The organism is Streptomyces luteolus, assembly GCF_029968015.1.
Lineage (GTDB): Bacteria > Actinomycetota > Actinomycetes > Streptomycetales > Streptomycetaceae > Streptomyces > Streptomyces luteolus.
In genome coordinates this window covers 76020-92043 of the sequence record NZ_JASCIS010000031.1, presented here as the reverse complement: position 1 = coordinate 92043, position 16024 = coordinate 76020, and the positions used below count along the sequence as shown (strand labels likewise).

Here is a 16024-nt window from a genome sequence, read left to right as displayed (position 1 = left end):
CTGCGTGAACTGGTCTGCGTGAACTGGTCTGCGTGAACTGGTCTGCGTGAACTGGTCCTGCTGAACTGAAGCGACGGGCCCCGGGCGATGACGATGAGGGTGGGCGTGTGCCGCGTGGATGGGTGAGGCGGGCTGCCTGACGGGCGGATGGATGGATGGATGGGTTGGGTGGGCTACCCGATGCGCGGACGGGCCGGTACTCGCAGCACTCGCCCCCGGTCTTCTCAGGCCATCCTCTGGGCCCTCCTTCGACCCTTCTCGAACCTACGGAGGTGTGACCATGCGCAACCATGGCGCCACCACCCGTGCACGAAAGGGGGCCTTCCGGGGGTGCGCGGTACGGTCCGCCGCACCCCCGACGCGGAGTGACGACCATCACAGGGGAAGGGTTCGCGTGGCAGGGGTGTGGCGGAGTACCCTCGGCGACTCGCTCGGTAGTCAAATTTGAGGAATTCGACATCCCTGTGCCCAGGCCAGCCGCAGTCACGCTCTCCGAGATCCTTGAACTCTCCTTCTGTAGTGCCGTTTTTCTGCCGGGAGCCCCGGCCCGAACCGGCCGTGTGGCGTTCTGGCACAGCGACGGCCAGGATCCACCGGCGGTCGAGATCGGCACCGTCGAGGAGCTGACCGTCGCCCTGCCCGCGGATTCCGGGGCCGTGGAGCTCGTACGCGTACCCGCGCGGTTCATGTCCGTACGGGAAGCGCTCCCTGTGCTGACGCGGGCGCGCACTCTTGAAGAGGCCGATTCCGCGTCGGTGTTCTGGGGTGCCGCTGCCCTGTGGGGGCTTCAACTGGTCGCGCGCGGGCTGCTGCTGCCCGGCCTGTCGGGGGACGACCACGACGCCTGGCGCGTAGGCCCGCTGACCGCCGACGATCTGCGGCTGCTGCGTGATCTGGCGGCCGCGATGCCACCCACGGCGCACGCCGCACCCGAGGCCCTCGGCGGCACGCCCTCCGACGGCCCCCTGCTCCTCCCCGACCCGGAGCGGCTGCTGCGTGCCTTCCTCGACGCGGTGGCCGACACGCTGCCCCGCTCCCCCGCCGCCGAACTGGCCGCCGGGCAGCGGGCGTTCGCGGCCGAGGCGCCGCTGCGGCTGCCCGAGCAGCGGGAGTGGGCGGCCGATGTGGCGGCGGGGCAGGACGCGGGCGTACGCGTGTCGCTGCGTGTCGAGGTCGCCGGGCTGGCCGGCGAGGGCGCGGAGGGGGCGCCCGGGTCCTTCCTGGCCGTGCTGCAGATGCACAGCGTCAGCGACCCCGCTCTGGTCGCCGACGCGGCCGACGTGTGGGCCGGATCGGGGCCCGCGGCACGGTCGTTCGGGCCGCGGGCACGCCTGGACGCCCTCCTCGCGCTGCGCCGCGCCGCGCGTGCGTGGGCGCCGCTGGCGCCGCTGCTCTCGGCGGCCGTGCCGGACGCGGTGGAGCTGGCGGACGAGGACGTGACGGAGTTGCTCGGGTCCGCGTCGCGCACGCTCGCCGCGGTGGGTGTGGACGTGCACTGGCCGCGTGAGCTGGCCCGGAAGCTGACCGCGCGTGCGGTGATCGGCCCGGCGGAGGAGGCGGAGGCTCCCGGCGATGCCGGCCACGGCGGCGGATTCGGTGACGGCATGCCGTCGTTCCTGTCCGCGGACGCGCTCCTCTCCTTCAACTGGTGGTTCGCCCTCGGCGATCAGCGGCTGACGCGCGAGGAGCTCGACCAGCTCGCGGAGGCCAACCGCCCGGTGGTCCGGCTGCGCGACCAGTGGGTGCTGTTCGACCCGGAAGAGGCACAACGCGCGCGTGCGCAGCAGGACCACAAGATCAGCCCCGTCGACGCGCTCAGCGCGGCGCTCACCGGCTCGACGGAGGTCCAGGGCCGGCGCGTCGAGGTCGAGCCCTCCGGGTGGCTCGCGCGGCTGCGTGAGCGGCTCGCGGACCCGGAGGCGGCCGCGCCCGTGGAGCAGCCGGCGGCGCTCGCGGCGACGCTGCGCGACTACCAGCTGCGCGGCCTCGGCTGGCTCGCCCAGATGACCTCGCTTGGCCTCGGCGGTTGCCTCGCGGACGACATGGGCCTCGGCAAGACGATCACGCTGATCGCGCTGCACCTGCACCGGCAGCAGGACGAGGCCTCCGCAGGGCCGACGCTGGTGGTCTGCCCGACGTCCCTGATGGGCAACTGGGAGCGCGAGATCCAGAGGTTCGCGCCGGGCACCCCTGTGCGCCGTTTCCACGGGAGCGCGCGCAGCCTCGACGACCTGGCGGCGGGTGAGTTCGTGATCACCACGTACGGCACGATGCGCCTGGATGCGGCCCAACTGGCGGGCTTCGCCTGGGGGATGGTCGTCGCCGACGAGGCGCAGCACGTGAAGAACCCGTTCTCCGCGACCGCGAAGGAGCTGCGCGGAATCAGGGCGCACGCGCGCGTGGCGCTGACCGGCACCCCGGTGGAGAACAACCTCTCGGAGCTGTGGGCGATCCTCGACTGGACCACGCCGGGGCTGCTCGGCCGGCTCGGCACGTTCCGCTCCCGGTACGCGAAGGCCGTGGAGGGCGGCGGCGATCCGGCCGCCGCCGAGCGCCTCGCCCGGCTGGTGCGGCCGTTCCTGCTGCGGCGCCGCAAGTCCGACCCGGGCATCGCGCCGGAGCTCCCGCCGAAGACCGAGACCGACCGTGCCGTGTCGCTCACCAAGGAGCAGACGGGCCTGTACGAGGCGGTGGTGCGCGAGACGATGGCGGCGATCACCGCGGCCGACGGGATGGAGCGGCGCGGCCTGATCGTGAAGCTCCTCACGGGCCTGAAGCAGATCTGCAACCACCCGGCGCAGTACCTCAAGGAGGAGCGCCCGCGGGTGCCGGGGCGCTCCGGCAAGCTGGAACTCCTCGACGAGCTGCTCGACACGATCCTCGCCGAGGACGCGAGCGTCCTGGTCTTCACGCAGTACGTGCGGATGGCGCGCCTCATCGAGGGGCATCTGGCAGGGCGTGGGGTGCCGAGCCAGTTCCTGCACGGCGGTACGCCGGTGGCTGAGCGCGAGCGGATGGTGGAGCGGTTCCAGGCCGGTGAAGTGCCGGTGTTCCTGCTGTCCTTGAAGGCGGCGGGGACGGGCCTGAACCTGACGCGGGCCGAGCATGTCGTGCACTACGACCGCTGGTGGAACCCTGCCGTGGAGGCGCAGGCCACGGACCGTGCGTACCGCATCGGGCAGACCCAACCGGTGCAGGTGCATCGGTTGATCGCGGAGGGCACGATCGAGGACCGGATCGCGGCCATGCTGGAGCGCAAGCGTGAACTCGCCGACGCGGTTCTCGGCTCCGGCGAGGCGGCCCTGACCGAACTGACGGATGCGGAACTGGCCGACCTGGTGGCGCTTCGAGGGGGCACGCGATGAGTGGTGGACACGAGCGGGACGAGCTGCGCGGTGGCGACGAGGAGCGGGACGAGTCGTACGACGACGGGCCCGTACAGGGTGCGGAGGAGCGGACGTTCGCGGCGCTGCCGCCCGCGCACGGGCGCGGCTTCGCCGTCACCTGGTGGGGGCAGGCCTGGCTGAAGGCGCTGGAGGACACCGCGCTGGACACCGCTCAGCTCAAGGCGGGCCGGAGGCTTGCGCGTTCGGGGGCGGTGGGTGCGGTGTCGGTGCGGCCGGGGCGGATCACCGCCGTGGTGAACGACCGGGACGGCACCGGGCACCGCTCCGACGTGCTGTTGCAGCAGCTCGGTGCGGACGAGTGGGACCGTTTCCTCGACATGGCCGTCGAGCGGGCCGGGCACATCGCGGCGCTCCTCGACCGCGAGATGCCCCCGCACCTCGTGGAGGACGCGGCGGCGGCCGGTGTCGAACTCCTGCCGGGAATCGGCGACCTGGAGCCCGAGTGCACCTGTGACGCGTGGGACCACTGCGGGCACACCGCGGCGCTCTCCTACCAGGTGGCGCGGCTGCTCGACCAGGATCCGTTCGTACTGCTCCTGCTGCGCGGCCGGGGCGAGCGCGCGCTGCTCGACGAGTTGCAGGTACGCAGCGTCGCGCGGGCCGCGCAGGACGAGCCGGAGCGGGACGCCGCACCCCGGCAGCCCGAGGCGGCCGAGGGGGTGCCGGCCGACGAGGCGTACGCGACGGGCGGCATCCTGCCCCCGCTGCCGCCGGTCCCCGTGCTGCCCGAGGCGCCCGGCACGCCGCCGTCCCTGGACACGGAGACGGCGCCCGCGCCCGGAGTGGACGCCTCCGCCGTGGAGTTCCTGGCCGTCGCGGCCGCGGCCGAGGCGCACCGGGCGCTGACCGAGGCGCTCGCGCCCGGCCATGGGCCCACCGCGCCCGAGGCGCCGCCGACGACCGCGGAGGACGCGGTGCGGCTCGCCGTGGACGCCGGGCCGGATGCGGACCTGCGGGTGCTCGCGCGCGTTGCCGAGGGCACGGGACGCGACGTGGAAGGGCTCCGGCTGGCCGTGCGGGCCTGGCAGTTGGGCGGTGCGGCGGGTCTCGCCGTACTGGAGGAGGAGTGGACGCCGCAGGCGGAATCGGCTGCACGCGCGCGTGCCGCGCTGGAGTCGGCCTGGGACGAGGACGAGCGGCCCGCCCTGCGCGCCGCCCGCAACCGCTGGACCGCGCCCGGCGCCCGCACCCAACTGCGCCTCGGCCGGGACGGCCGCTGGTGGCCCTACCGCAAGGAACGCGGCCGCTGGACCCCGGCGGGCCCGGCGGCACACGACCCGGCGACGGCGCTGGCGGCTGCCGCCGGGGAGGCGTGAGGACGGGAAGAACGTCACTGCACGGGGCGCGGCGGAACTTCGGTAGGCGGGGTTGCCGCCGCACTCCGACTCGCCCTGGTCGGGCCGAGCTTCCCTGTAGCTGCTGCTCGGCGGCCTCGGTCCGGTCGGGGTACTCGTCGCCGATCTTCTCGTTGATCTCCTCACCAGTGCCGGCGAAAGGCGGGGCGCGTGCGTGCGTTTTCCCTCCCCGCCTCTGAAGGTCTGCGGACAGCTCCCGGGGCTCCGCCCCCGGCCCCGATCGGTCTTCGGGCTCGTCCTCAAGCGCCGGACGGGCTGAGTTTTGGGGGCTGGGGCTGAAAATCAGCCGCTCCGGCGCTTGAGGAGCGGGGGACCGGGGGCTGGCCCCCGTGACGGCGCCGCGGGGTACGTCCAGCTCCGCCGCTGCCCAACGCTCAGGTGTGCACCGTTTCTTCGCAGCACGCACCCCATTAGTATCCGGGGCGCCCCGCCGTACATCGGGGCGCCCCCGTGCAGGCCGTCTCGCGATCGGAGCCGTCATGTCAGCAGCCGATGGACCTCTTGTCGTGGGCGTGGACAGTTCGACGCAGTCCACCAAGGTGCTCGTAGTGGACGCCGCCACCGGGCGGGTCGTGGCGAGCGGGCAGGCGCCGCACACCGTGTCCTCGGGTGCGGGGCGCGAGAGCGACCCCGAGCAGTGGTGGGAGGCGCTAGTCGAGGCGTTGCGGCAGTGCGGGGGCGCCGCACGCGAGGCAGCGGCGGTCTCGGTGGGCGGGCAGCAGCACGGACTGGTGGCGCTCGGCGCGGACGGCCGTCCCGTGCGGCCGGCGCTGCTGTGGAACGACGTACGGTCCGCGCCGCAGGCGGCCCGGCTCGTCGAGGAGCTGGGCGGCGCGCAGTGGTGGGCGGGGCGCGTCGGGAGCGTGCCCGGCCCGGCGTTCACGGCGCCCAAGTGGGCGTGGCTGCGCGAGCACGAGCCGGAGGCCGCGGCCGCGGCGAAGGCGGTGCGGCTGCCGCACGACTACCTCACCGAGCGCCTGACCGGCGAGGCGACCACCGACCGCGGCGACGCCTCCGGCACCGGCTGGTGGGCGTCCGCCACGGAGTCGTACGACACCGACGTGCTGTCCGCCGTCGGCCTCGACCCGGCGTTGCTGCCGCGCCTGGTGCGGCCCGGTGAGGTCGCGGGGACGGTGCGGGGGCGTGCGGAACTCCCGTTCTCCAAGGGCGTGCTGGTGGCGGCGGGTACGGGTGACAACGCGGCGGCCGCGCTCGGTCTTGGGCTGCGGCCCGGCGCTCCGGTGCTGAGCCTCGGCACGTCGGGGACGGTGTACGCGGTGTCGCGGGAGCGTCCGGCGGACCCGTCAGGCACTGTGGCCGGTTTCGCGGACGCGCGCGGCGACTGGCTGCCGCTGGCCTGCACCCTCAACTGCACGCTCGCCGTGGACCGCGTGGCGGCGCTGCTCGGCCTGGACCGTGAGGCGGTCGAGCCCGCCGGCGGGGCGACGTTCCTGCCGTTCCTGGACGGTGAACGCACCCCGAACCTGCCCGCCGCGTCCGGGCTTCTGCACGGCCTGCGGCACGACACGAGCGGCGGCCAGCTGCTGCAGGCGGCGTACGACGGGGCGGCGTACGCGCTCCTCAGGGCCCTCGACCTCGTCCTCGGGGACAAGACCGGCCAGGCAGGTCAAGCGGGCCAGACAGGTCAAGCGGGCCAGGCAGGCGGCGAGAGTACGGGCGAGGGCGCGCCCTTGCTGCTCATCGGCGGAGGGGCGCGCGGCACGGCGTGGCAGCAGACCGTGCGCCGGTTGTCCGGGCGGGCCGTACAGGTCCCGGAAGCGCGCGAGTTGGTGGCGCTCGGCGCGGCCGCGCAGGCGGCCGGGCTGCTGACGGGCGAGGACCCGGCCGCGGTGGCCCGTCGCTGGGGCACGGCGCGGGGAACGCTCCTGGAGCCCGTACGCCGCGACGAGGAGACGCTGGAGCGGCTCGCGGCGGTGCTCGACGGCGCGGGTCCGCTGCTCGGTGCGCCGGGGCGCTCCCTGGGAGAGGCCGAGTGAGCCCGGGCGACTACTACATACCGGCGTACGTCCTCGGATTCGCGCTGGCCCTGAAGCTGCCCGCGCTGATCAGGAACTGGCGCGATCCCCTGCTCTGGTCGCTGTGCACGCTGATCTTCCTGGCCGGGCTTGTGTTCACGTTCGCTGCTCCGCCGACCATCAAGGTCGTCAACTCGGCGTCCGGCGTTCCGAATCTGGCCGCGCCCGTGACGTACTCGATCCTGAGCGCCCTGTCCGCCTCCTGTTTCGTGCTGCTGATCTGCTGGCACAGCGGGGACCAGGCCACGGTGCGGCGTGTCAGCGGCTGGTGCGCGGGCGGGTTCGGGGCGGTGTCGGTCGCGCTGTTCGTGCTGTTCTTCCTGGGGCACGCGCCCGTGGAGCGGCTGCAGGACTTCGACACGTACTACGCCAACTCCCCGTACATCAGGGAGATGATCCTGCTCTACCTGGTGGCGCACGGCGCGTTCTGTGTGGGCATGAGCGTGCTGTGCCTGCGCTGGTCGCGTAAGGCGGCGGGCTGGCTGCGGGCCGGGCTGCTGCTGCTCGTGTACGCCTTCGCCATCACGCTCGGGAACGCGGTGTGCAAGCTGACGGCGGTGGTGGCGCGCTGGTACGGCGTCGACTGGGACGTCCTGAGCACGTCGATCGGCCCGCCGCTCGCGGCCGTCGGCGGCACGCTCTGTCCGGCCGGGTTCCTGCTGCCGATGGCGGGCCCGCAGGTGGTCGGCAAGTGGCGGGACTGGCGCGCGTACCGGCAGTTGGGGCCGTTGCTGCGGGAGCTCGACTCACGGTCGGCGAGCGGCCCGCACGAGGTGCCCCTCGGCCCGCTCACGTCGCTCACGCTGCGCGTGATGCAGCGCGAGACGGCCATCCACGACGCGCTCCTGCGCCTGGGCCCCGCCCTGGACGCGCGGATCCGCGAGCAGGCCGCGGAGGCCGCTCGCCGGGACGGGCACGGAGAGCGGGACGCCGAGCTCGCGGGCACGGCCGCGATGATCGCGGTGGCCGCGCAGCTCGAACGCCTCGCGCCGGACCGGCAGGCCGCCGGCCGTGACGACGCCGCGCGACCCGGCCTGCCCCCCGGAGCGGTCCCGGCCGAGGAGGCCGATCTGCGCAGGATCTCGCAGGCCATGCGCCATTCGACGGTCGTGGCCCGGTTCCGCCGGGAGGCGGCCGAAGCAGAAGGACAACACGTATGAGCACCGTTCCCCGTCCTCGTCCCCGCCGCGCCGTGGTCATCGGCGGCGGCCTGACCGGCACGCTGGCCGCCGCGGCCCTCGCCGAGCAGGTGGACGAGGTCACGGTCGTCGAGCGCGACGCCCTGCCGCAGGGACCGTCGCCGCGCCGCTCGCTCGCGCAGGCGCGGCACGCGCACATCCTGTGGTCGGGCGGCGCCCGCGCGATCGAGAGCCTCTTACCGGGCGTCCTCGACGACTGGACAGCCGCCGGCGCACACCGCATCCCGCTGCCGTCCGCGCTGGTGTCGATGACGCCGCAGGGCTGGTTCCGGCGGGGCGGAACGGAGATGCAGTTCCTCATCTCCTGCAGCCGGGACCTGCTCGACTTCTGGGTACGGCGCCGGGTCCTGGCCCTGCCCGAGGTGTGGCTGCTCGAACAGACCGTGGTGACAGGCCTGTTGGGGTCGGCGGGCCGGGTGCGCGGGGTACGGACGCACTCCCCCGGCCGTGGTGTGCAGGAGTTGCCGGCGGACCTCGTGGTGGACGCTTCGGGCCGCGGCACGCGCGCGGTGCAGTGGCTTTCCGGGGTCGGGATCGGCCCGGTCCGCGAGGCGGAGGTGGACGCCGGGGTCCTCTACGCCAGCCGCCTCTACCAGGCCCCGCCGGGTGTGGCGGACTTCCCGCTGGTCAACGTGCAGCCGCGGGCCAACACCGGGGAGCCCGGCAGGGGTTCGATCATCGTCCCGGTCGAGGGCGGGCGCTGGCTGGTGACACTGTGCGGCACGCGCGGTGCGCACCCTCCGCAGGCGGCGGCGGAGTTCGAGGGGTTCGCGCGCGAGGTACGCGACCCTGTGGTCGGTGAACTCATCGCGCGGGCACGGCCGTTGGACGACGAGGTGACCCTCTCGCGCAGTACGTACAACAGGCGCCGCTTTCTGGAGAAGTGCCGCACCTGGCCCGAGGGTTTCGTCGTCCTGGGGGACGCGGTGGCGACGTACAACCCGGTGTACGGGCACGGCATGTCGGTGGCGGCCCAGGGCGTCCTCGCGCTGCGGGCCGAGCTGCGCAGGAACGGGCCGCAGGCGACGGGGCTCGCGCGCCGGGTGCAGCGGGCCGTCGCCACGCCGATCGACATGGCGTGGCAGATGGCGGCCGGGCAGGACGTGCTCTACCCGGAGGCGACCGGGCCGCGGCCGACGTTCCTGGAGCGTGCCGGTCAGCGGTACATCGACCGGCTGACTTCGACGGCCACATCCCGCCCGTACGCCGCGCGCAGCCTCCTGGAGGTCATGACGCTCTCGGCACCGGCGACGGGCCTTTTCCGCCCCGGTCTGGTCCTCGCGGCGCTGCGGGGGCCGAGCCAACGACCGCTCACCGCACCGCCGTTGACGGACGAGGAACGCGCGATGGTGTACGGGAACGGCGACCGGCCCGAGGCACCGCACGCGGGGGGCACGCGCGCGTAGAGGCCGTTTTCGGGGAAGCGGGTACCAACACGCGTGCGCACGGGCAGACTTCGAGCAACGTCGGGCGACGCACGCGCGTAGACCGCGTTCCGTACGGGCACAACCAAGGTGCACCCGGCACGGCCCCCCTCCCCCCACACACACCACCACCACGACCACGACCACGACAGAGCGGAGCAGTGCCGCGATGAGCGACCCGAGGATCCTCACCGTACGTCCGGAACCCGGTGACTACGCCTGGACGTTCGGCGGCGCCCCGCCCGTCGCCCGCATCGCACCCGGCACGGTCCTCGACCTCTGGACGGAGGACTGCTTCGGGGGGCGCGTACGGTCCGAGAAGGACCTGGTGTCCGAGGTGTGCGAGTTCCCGTACCTCAATCCGCAGACAGGGCCGTTCCACGTCGAGGGCGCGGAGCCGGGCGACACGCTGGCGGTGCACTTCGTGTCCGTGGAGCCGGCGCGCGACTGGGCCGCGTCGACGACGGTGCCGTTGTTCGGGGCGCTGACCGGCACGCACACCACGGCCGGGCTGCAGCCGCCGCTGCCGGAGCAGGTGTGGATCTGGCAGCTGGACCGGGAGCGCCGTACGGCCCGATTCGCCGCGCACGACAGCGAGTTCACCGTCGACCTGCCGCTGGATCCGATGCACGGCACGGTCGGTGTGGCGCCGGCCAACCTGGAGGTGCGCTCGGCCCTGGTGCCGGACGCGCACGGCGGCAACATGGACACGCCGGAGATGCGGGCGGGGGTCACCTGCTATCTGGGCGTGAACGTGGAGGGCGCGCTGTTCAGCCTGGGTGACGGGCACGCGCGGCAGGGCGAGGGCGAGACCTGCGGCGTCGCCGTCGAGTGCGCCATGCACACCGTCGTGATCGTCGACCTCCTGAAGGACCTGGCCACGCCGTGGCCGCGCATCGAGTCCGACACGCATCTGGTGTCGACCGGCTCCGCGCGCCCCCTTGAGGACGCGTTCCGGATCGCCCAACTCGACCTGGTCCGCTGGCTGGTGCGGGACTACGGCTTCAGCGACATGGACGCGTACCAGTTCCTCACGCAGGCGGTGGAGTCGCCGCTGGCCAACGTCTGCGACACGAACTACACGAGCGTGGCGAAGGTCCGCAAGGATTGGCTGCCGGAGCGCGAGACCCACCGCGCGGCCCACGCCCGCCTCCGCCAGGCGGCAGCCGCACTCACCTCTCTCTGAGCCCCCCCACACACAGCCTCTCTTCCCAAGGCCACAACTCCCCACCGCACCACCCGAGGAGCACATCCCGCACCTGAACTCCCCCACAGGAAAGGCAGGTCACCCCATGGACCGCGCACGCGGAGTCCCCACCGGAGGCCCGAGCAGGCGCCGTCTGCTGCAGGGCGCCGCCCTCGCCGCCGTCCCCGCCGCCCTCCTCCTCCCCACCCGGACCGAAGCCCTGCCGCAGCCCCGGAAACAGCCGCAGTCGCCGAGGCGCCCCGCCGACTACCCGGACGCCGAGTGGGTCCCGGCCAGCAGCGCCAACTACACGGCGTCGAACCGGCCCGTCACCTACCCGGTCGACTTCGTCGTCGTCCATGTCACGCAGGAGACGTACGACGACACCCTCGCGATCTTCCAGAACCCGGAACGCCAGGTCTCCGCGCACTACGTGGTGCGCTCGGCGGACGGGCACGTCGCGCAGTGCGTACGGGACCGGAATGTCGGCTGGCACGCCGGGAACTGGGACTACAACACGCGCAGCGTCGGCATCGAGCACGAGGGCTGGGTGGATCAGCCCGAGTGGTTCACGGAGGCGATGTACGCGTCGTCGGCGGAGCTCACCGCGTATCTGTGCGCCACGTACGGCATCGCGAAGGACCGGGACCACATCATCGGCCACAACGAGGTGCCGGGCGCGGACCACACCGATCCGGGGCCGCATTGGGACTGGTCCCACTACATGGACCTGGTGAACTCCTTGTAGCCCATGAAAGTGAGTGAGCGCTCACCACCCTCCGTAACCGCCGATATGCCGCGGATGTACGAACGTGCCACGATGAGGAGGCCGGCAGACCCGTCAGGGGACGACATGGCTACGCAGCAACGACCGACCGTGGACGCGTCGTACTGGATGGTCACCGCGTCCGGTACGGACCACCCGCCACCGGAGTCCGATCAGAGAGCCGACGTGGCCGTGATCGGCGGCGGTATCGCGGGCCTGTGCGCCGCCTGGGAGCTGGTGTGCGCGGGCCTCGACGTGATCGTCCTGGAGGCGGACCGGGTCGCGGGAGGGGTGAGCGGGCACACGACGGCCAAGGTGACCGCGGCGCACGGCCTCAAGTACGCGCGGCTCGAGACGGAGCACGGCAGCGAGACGGCGTATCTCTACGCCCGGTCGCAGCAGGAGGCCGTCGAGCGGACCGTCACACTCTGCGCCGACCTCGGCATCGAGGCGGATCTTGAGCGCATGCCCGCGGTCACGTACCTCCGGGACCCGGAGCGCGTCGGCGAGCTGAGGGAGGAAGCGGCCGCGGCGCGGCGGGCCGGGCTCGACGCGTCGTTCGTGACGGAGACGGAACTGCCCTTCGATATCGCCGGCGCGGTCCGTGTGGACGGTCAACTCCAGTTCCATCCGCGGAAGTTCCTGCTCGGCCTCGCGGAGCGCATCACGGCCGCGGGCGGACGGATCCACGAACACTCCCGCGTCACGGCCCTGCACGACGGCACCCACTGCCGACTGACGGTCGAGAGCCCAGAGGGCGGCAAGGGCGGCGTGACGGTGCAAGCGGGGGACGCGGTGATCGCCACGCACTACCCGGTCTTCGACCGCACGCTGCTGCTCACGCTCCTCGAACCTCGGCGTGAGCTGGTCCTCGCGGCACCCGTCCCGGCAGAGGCGGCGCCCGTGGGCATGTTCATCACTCCGGAGGACGGTACGCGTTCGCTGCGCAGCGCCCCGTACGACAGCGGGCGCAGGCTGCTGATCGTGACGGGCGAGGCATTCGAACCGGGCGCCGGTGGCGTACGGGAGCGTTTCGAGCGGCTCGACGCATGGGCGTGCACGAAACTGCCGGGGTTCGCGGAGGCGGACCGGGTCTACCGCTGGGCGGCGCAGGACAACGATGCGGTGGACCAGCTGCCGTATGTGGGCCATGCACATCCCGGCAGCCAACATCTGTATGTCGCCACCGGGTTCGGCGGCTGGGGCATGAGCAACGGTGTCATGGCGGGACGTCTTCTCGCCGCGCACATCGCGGGCGGGCCGCGTCCGGCGTGGACCGAGCTGTACGACCCGCGCCGGCTGCCGCCGGTCCGGGAGGCGGGCCACGCCGTCGCGCAGCAGGCCTCTGTGGCGGGCCACTTCATCGGGGACCGGCTGCACACCGGCGAGGCCGTGCCCCTTGCGGACATTCCGCGCGGGGGCGGTGCGGTCGTCCGCCTGGGCGGCAAGCCCTGCGCGGTGCACCGCGACGACACCGGGAAGGTCACCGCACTCTCCGCGCGCTGCACCCACCTCGGCTGTCTGGTGCACTACAACGACGCCGAGCGGACGTGGGAGTGCCCCTGCCACGGTTCCCGGTTCGCCACGGACGGCTCGGTCCTGCAAAGCCCGGCCACACGTCCGCTGGCACGGCGCGAACTCCCTGAATAGCGGCGCGAACTCCCCGAGTAATGATGCCTGTGATGCCTCGAACTCCCCGAATCATTCGGGGAGTTCGAGGCGTTCCTCGGGGAGTTCGCTTCAGTGCCTGGAAACTACCGGAGACCACCGCTGCCGAAGGATCCACTCATTCCGGGAGTCCAGCGAGGTGGCGTCTGATTCTCGCTCCTTCTCGTACGTGAGGCATGGAGTGCGTACGGCATGAGCCGCTCGCTTTCCTCCTTGGCCTGCGGCATTTCATCCGCCTCCCGCACTTCTCGAATCTCTCGGACCGGTCCGGTAGCGGGCAGCTTCGGCTGCTCCTCCGGTCGAGGTCGGTGCGGCTCTCGGTCTCGCACTCTGTTGCCCAGCCAGAAGGCCCCGAGCAGGCCGCCGACGATGGCGATGCCACCGACGAATGCGGCGATACGCCCGACGGCGCCACTGGAAGCAGCCAGGTCGAACAGTTCACTCGTTGCCGTGATCATGATGGCGGGGCACCCGAATTCCGGGCACCGATTCACCTCCCGTAATCAACTCGAGCGATCCCTCCTCGAGCGTTCATTTTACTCCGCAGCGGATTATCGGCAGCGGCAGCGCAAGAGGGCTGAGGGAGCGGGCGCCCCCCGGGGCAAACCCATGAGCCCCGGAACTCCATGGACCCCATGAACCCCATGAACCCCATGTGACCGAATCATCACCGTCCGGACACGGCTTCTGTCGTCATGGCTGTCGTCATGGCTGTCGTCATGGCTGTCGTCATGGCTGTTGTCGGCTCGTACGAGCGAGGCGACGATGACCGGAGCGATACGGCCGGCAACGCCCATTCAGGGAGGCAGAGTTGACCGATCCATGGGTCGCCCGGCCGGTACGGGGAGTATCTCCTCGCGGTGTGCGACGTGCACGGCAGGCTGCTGTGGGTGGAGGGGCACTCCACGACCGGGGCGCGCGCGGGGCGCATGAACTTCGTGCCGGGCGCGCGTTGGGCGGAGAACGCCATGGGCACGAACGCGCCAGGTACGGCGGTGGCCGTGGGCCGCCCCGTCCAGGTCTTCGCGGCCGAGCACATCAGCCGAAATGGCGAGTTGGCGGGCGGCTACTACGTCCGGCCGACGATCTTCGAGGGCGACAACCGGATGCGGATCTTCCAGGAGGAGATCTTCGGCCCGGTCGTCTCGGTGACCTCGTTCGACGACTACGACGACGCCCTGAAGATCGCCAACGACACGCTGTACGGCCTGGGCGCCGGCGTCTGGACCCGGGACATGAACACGGCGTACCGCGCGGGCTGTTCGATCCAGGCGGGCCGTGTGTGGGTGAACAACTACCACGCGTACCCGGCCCACGCGGCGTTCGGCGGCTACAAGCAGTCGGGCATCGGCCGGGAGAACCACCGGATGATGCTGGACCACTATCAGCAGACGAAGAACCTGCTGGTGTCGTACGCGCCGGACAGGCTCGGGTTCTTCTGAGGAGTACGAGCGGCACGCGGACGGGGTGGGTCAGTTCGGGTGTGAGCTGATCAGTTTCCCGATCTTGTCGATGCGGTGCTCCGGGTTGCCCAGGCCGTCGGCCCAGTAGTTCCCGGCGGCGTGGTCCTCCTGGGTGGCGCACGTCGAGAGGGTGATGACGGCCTGGTCGGGGGTGCGGCCGGGGTGGCCGGGGACGGCGGCGCGCTGCTCCGCCAGGGACTGTTCGGAACGGAACGACGTCTCTCTGGTCCCGGTCACCCGGTAGACGAAGGTGCGCCGGTCGGTGGTCACTTCGATTCTGGCGCCGTCGCGGAGTTCGGGGAGGGCGGCGAACGGGCCGCCCGCCGTGTTGCGATGCGCCGTCACTTGGTAGTTGCCGACGCCTCCGGGGCCCACTCCTCCGGTCCTGCCGTGTGGGCTGGCGGCGATACCGCGGTTCTGGATCGCCGTACCGGGGCCGTCGTCGGTCTTGCCGCGATAGGGCTGGACACGCAGGTCGTGGATGCCGATGTCCGGGATCGTCAGGTGGGCGACCTGCGGGCGGCCGTCGCTGGTGGGGCGTGGTGCCGGCTCCGTGCTCCGCGCCGGGCTGGGCGGAGGCCTCTCCAGGGCGACCTCGCTGGTGCTCTGCCGGTCTCGCGGCGGCGCCGCCCCGGTGGTGCTCGGCGCGCACGCGCTGACGGTCACGAGGAGTGTGGTCAGCCCGGCGACGGAGAGCGTGGTCGGGGTGCGCGGACGTCTCGCCACGAGCCGCGGTTCGGGGTGTCTGCGTATGTGCCTGTGTATGTGCCTGGTCCACATGGTGCCGGCCGTTTCGGGTCGGGGCCGCCCGTATGTCCATCGTCGTACGAATCGGGCCGGAGGTCGACAGCAGCCCGTGTCCGCTGCCGGTCAGGGCAGGGCAGGTCAGGTCAGAGCAGGTCAGGGCAAGTGGTGGGTGTCGTTGAGGGACCGCACCGTGGCCGTGCCGTCCTCGTCGTACGCCACCGTCGACAGGGAGGCCGCGGCGACCTCCATGCGGAACAGGGTGTGGGGTGGGGCCTGGAGGGCGAGGCGGATCAGGGTTCTGAGGGGGCCGACGTGCGAGACGACCAGGACCGTGGCGCCGGCGTACCGGGCCAGGAGGGCGTCTCGTACGGCGGCGGTGCGGAGGGTGACCTGGTGCATGGTCTCGCCCGCGCCCGAGGGGGGAGCCTCGGGCGAGGCGAGCCATGCGTCCAGGTCGTCCGGGTGGCGTTCGCGGACTTCGGCGAAGGTCAAGCCCTCCCAGGCGCCGAAGTCCGCTTCCCGCAGGTCCCGGTCGACCTGGACCGCCAGTCCGAGGCGCGTGGCCGCGGACTCGGCGGTCTCCCGGCAACGCCGCATCGGTGACGTGACGACCGCCTCGATGCCGCCGCGGTGGGCCAGAGCCGCCGCCGTCGCCTGGGCCTGGCGGCGTCCGTCCGGCGAGAGTGCCGGGTCGGACCCTCCGCTGCCGGAGATCCGCCGCCCAGGGGTGAGCGGGGTTTCGCCGTGCCGCAGCAGTACGAGCGTCGTCACGT

Annotated in this window: 10 protein-coding genes and 2 pseudogenes; 9 read left to right on the top strand and 3 right to left on the bottom strand. The window is 72.5% G+C overall.

Annotated elements, in window-relative coordinates:
• Nucleotides 1-464: 464 nt before the first annotated feature.
• From QIT00_RS26525 to QIT00_RS26490, 8 genes are all read left to right on the top strand, one after another.
• Nucleotides 465-3365 (top strand): DEAD/DEAH box helicase, encoded by a 2901-nt coding sequence (locus QIT00_RS26525; protein ID WP_282537927.1) that lies wholly within the window; start codon nt 465-467, stop codon nt 3363-3365.
• Nucleotides 3362-4723, top strand: a complete 1362-nt coding sequence (locus QIT00_RS26520) for an SWIM zinc finger family protein (protein ID WP_282537926.1) — start codon at nt 3362-3364, stop codon at nt 4721-4723. The genes QIT00_RS26525 and QIT00_RS26520 overlap by 4 nt, the downstream gene beginning before the upstream one ends.
• A 518-nt stretch (nt 4724-5241) precedes the next feature.
• Nucleotides 5242-6759 (top strand): xylulokinase, encoded by a 1518-nt coding sequence (xylB, locus tag QIT00_RS26515; protein WP_282537925.1) that lies wholly within the window; start codon nt 5242-5244, stop codon nt 6757-6759.
• Nucleotides 6756-7958, top strand: coding sequence for an MAB_1171c family putative transporter (locus QIT00_RS26510; protein ID WP_282537924.1), 1203 nt, complete (start codon nt 6756-6758; stop codon nt 7956-7958). The genes xylB and QIT00_RS26510 overlap by 4 nt, the downstream gene beginning before the upstream one ends.
• Complete coding sequence (locus QIT00_RS26505; protein WP_282537923.1) at nt 7955-9403, top strand: FAD-dependent oxidoreductase; 1449 nt, start codon at nt 7955-7957, stop codon at nt 9401-9403. Before QIT00_RS26510 ends, QIT00_RS26505 begins: the two co-directional genes overlap by 4 nt.
• 187 nt (nt 9404-9590) lie before the next feature.
• On the top strand, nt 9591-10607 hold the full coding sequence (locus QIT00_RS26500) for an acetamidase/formamidase family protein (RefSeq protein ID WP_282537922.1): 1017 nt from the start codon (nt 9591-9593) through the stop codon (nt 10605-10607).
• Nucleotides 10608-10713: 106 nt separating this feature from the next.
• Nucleotides 10714-11355 carry an N-acetylmuramoyl-L-alanine amidase gene (locus QIT00_RS26495; protein WP_282537921.1) on the top strand — a complete coding sequence of 214 codons (642 nt, stop codon included), beginning with the start codon at nt 10714-10716 and terminating at the stop codon, nt 11353-11355.
• Nucleotides 11356-11460: 105 nt separating this feature from the next.
• Nucleotides 11461-13023 (top strand): FAD-dependent oxidoreductase, encoded by a 1563-nt coding sequence (locus QIT00_RS26490; protein WP_282537920.1) that lies wholly within the window; start codon nt 11461-11463, stop codon nt 13021-13023.
• Nucleotides 13024-13127: 104 nt separating this feature from the next.
• On the opposite strand, the gene QIT00_RS26485 is transcribed toward QIT00_RS26490, so the two are convergent.
• Nucleotides 13128-13499, bottom strand: a complete 372-nt coding sequence (locus tag QIT00_RS26485) for a DUF6479 family protein (RefSeq protein ID WP_282537919.1) — start codon at nt 13497-13499, stop codon at nt 13128-13130.
• Nucleotides 13500-14084: 585 nt separating this feature from the next.
• Between QIT00_RS26485 and adh the strand changes: the two are divergent.
• Nucleotides 14085-14483, top strand: a pseudogene (gene adh, locus QIT00_RS26475) (aldehyde dehydrogenase); the annotation flags it as partial.
• 30 nt (nt 14484-14513) lie between these two features.
• On the opposite strand, the gene QIT00_RS26470 reads toward adh, so the two are convergent.
• Nucleotides 14514-15230 (bottom strand): sortase domain-containing protein, encoded by a 717-nt coding sequence (locus QIT00_RS26470; protein ID WP_282537918.1) that lies wholly within the window; start codon nt 15228-15230, stop codon nt 14514-14516.
• Between the two features lie 174 nt (nt 15231-15404).
• Nucleotides 15405-16019, bottom strand: a pseudogene (locus tag QIT00_RS26465) (histidine phosphatase family protein); the annotation flags it as partial.
• Nucleotides 16020-16024: the final 5 nt, after the last annotated feature.

Bases quoted from the DNA above. Each gene is read 5' to 3' on its own strand.
- QIT00_RS26520 (WP_282537926.1), top strand. From the start codon at position 3,362: ATGAGTGGTGGACACGAGCGGGACGAGCTGCGCGGTGGCGACGAGGAG.
- xylB (WP_282537925.1), top strand. From the start codon at position 5,242: ATGTCAGCAGCCGATGGACCTCTTGTCGTGGGCGTGGACAGTTCGACG.
- QIT00_RS26505 (WP_282537923.1), top strand. From the start codon at position 7,955: ATGAGCACCGTTCCCCGTCCTCGTCCCCGCCGCGCCGTGGTCATCGGC.
- QIT00_RS26500 (WP_282537922.1), top strand. From the start codon at position 9,591: ATGAGCGACCCGAGGATCCTCACCGTACGTCCGGAACCCGGTGACTAC.
- QIT00_RS26495 (WP_282537921.1), top strand. From the start codon at position 10,714: ATGGACCGCGCACGCGGAGTCCCCACCGGAGGCCCGAGCAGGCGCCGT.
- QIT00_RS26490 (WP_282537920.1), top strand. From the start codon at position 11,461: ATGGCTACGCAGCAACGACCGACCGTGGACGCGTCGTACTGGATGGTC.
- QIT00_RS26485 (WP_282537919.1), bottom strand. From the start codon at position 13,499: ATGATCACGGCAACGAGTGAACTGTTCGACCTGGCTGCTTCCAGTGGC.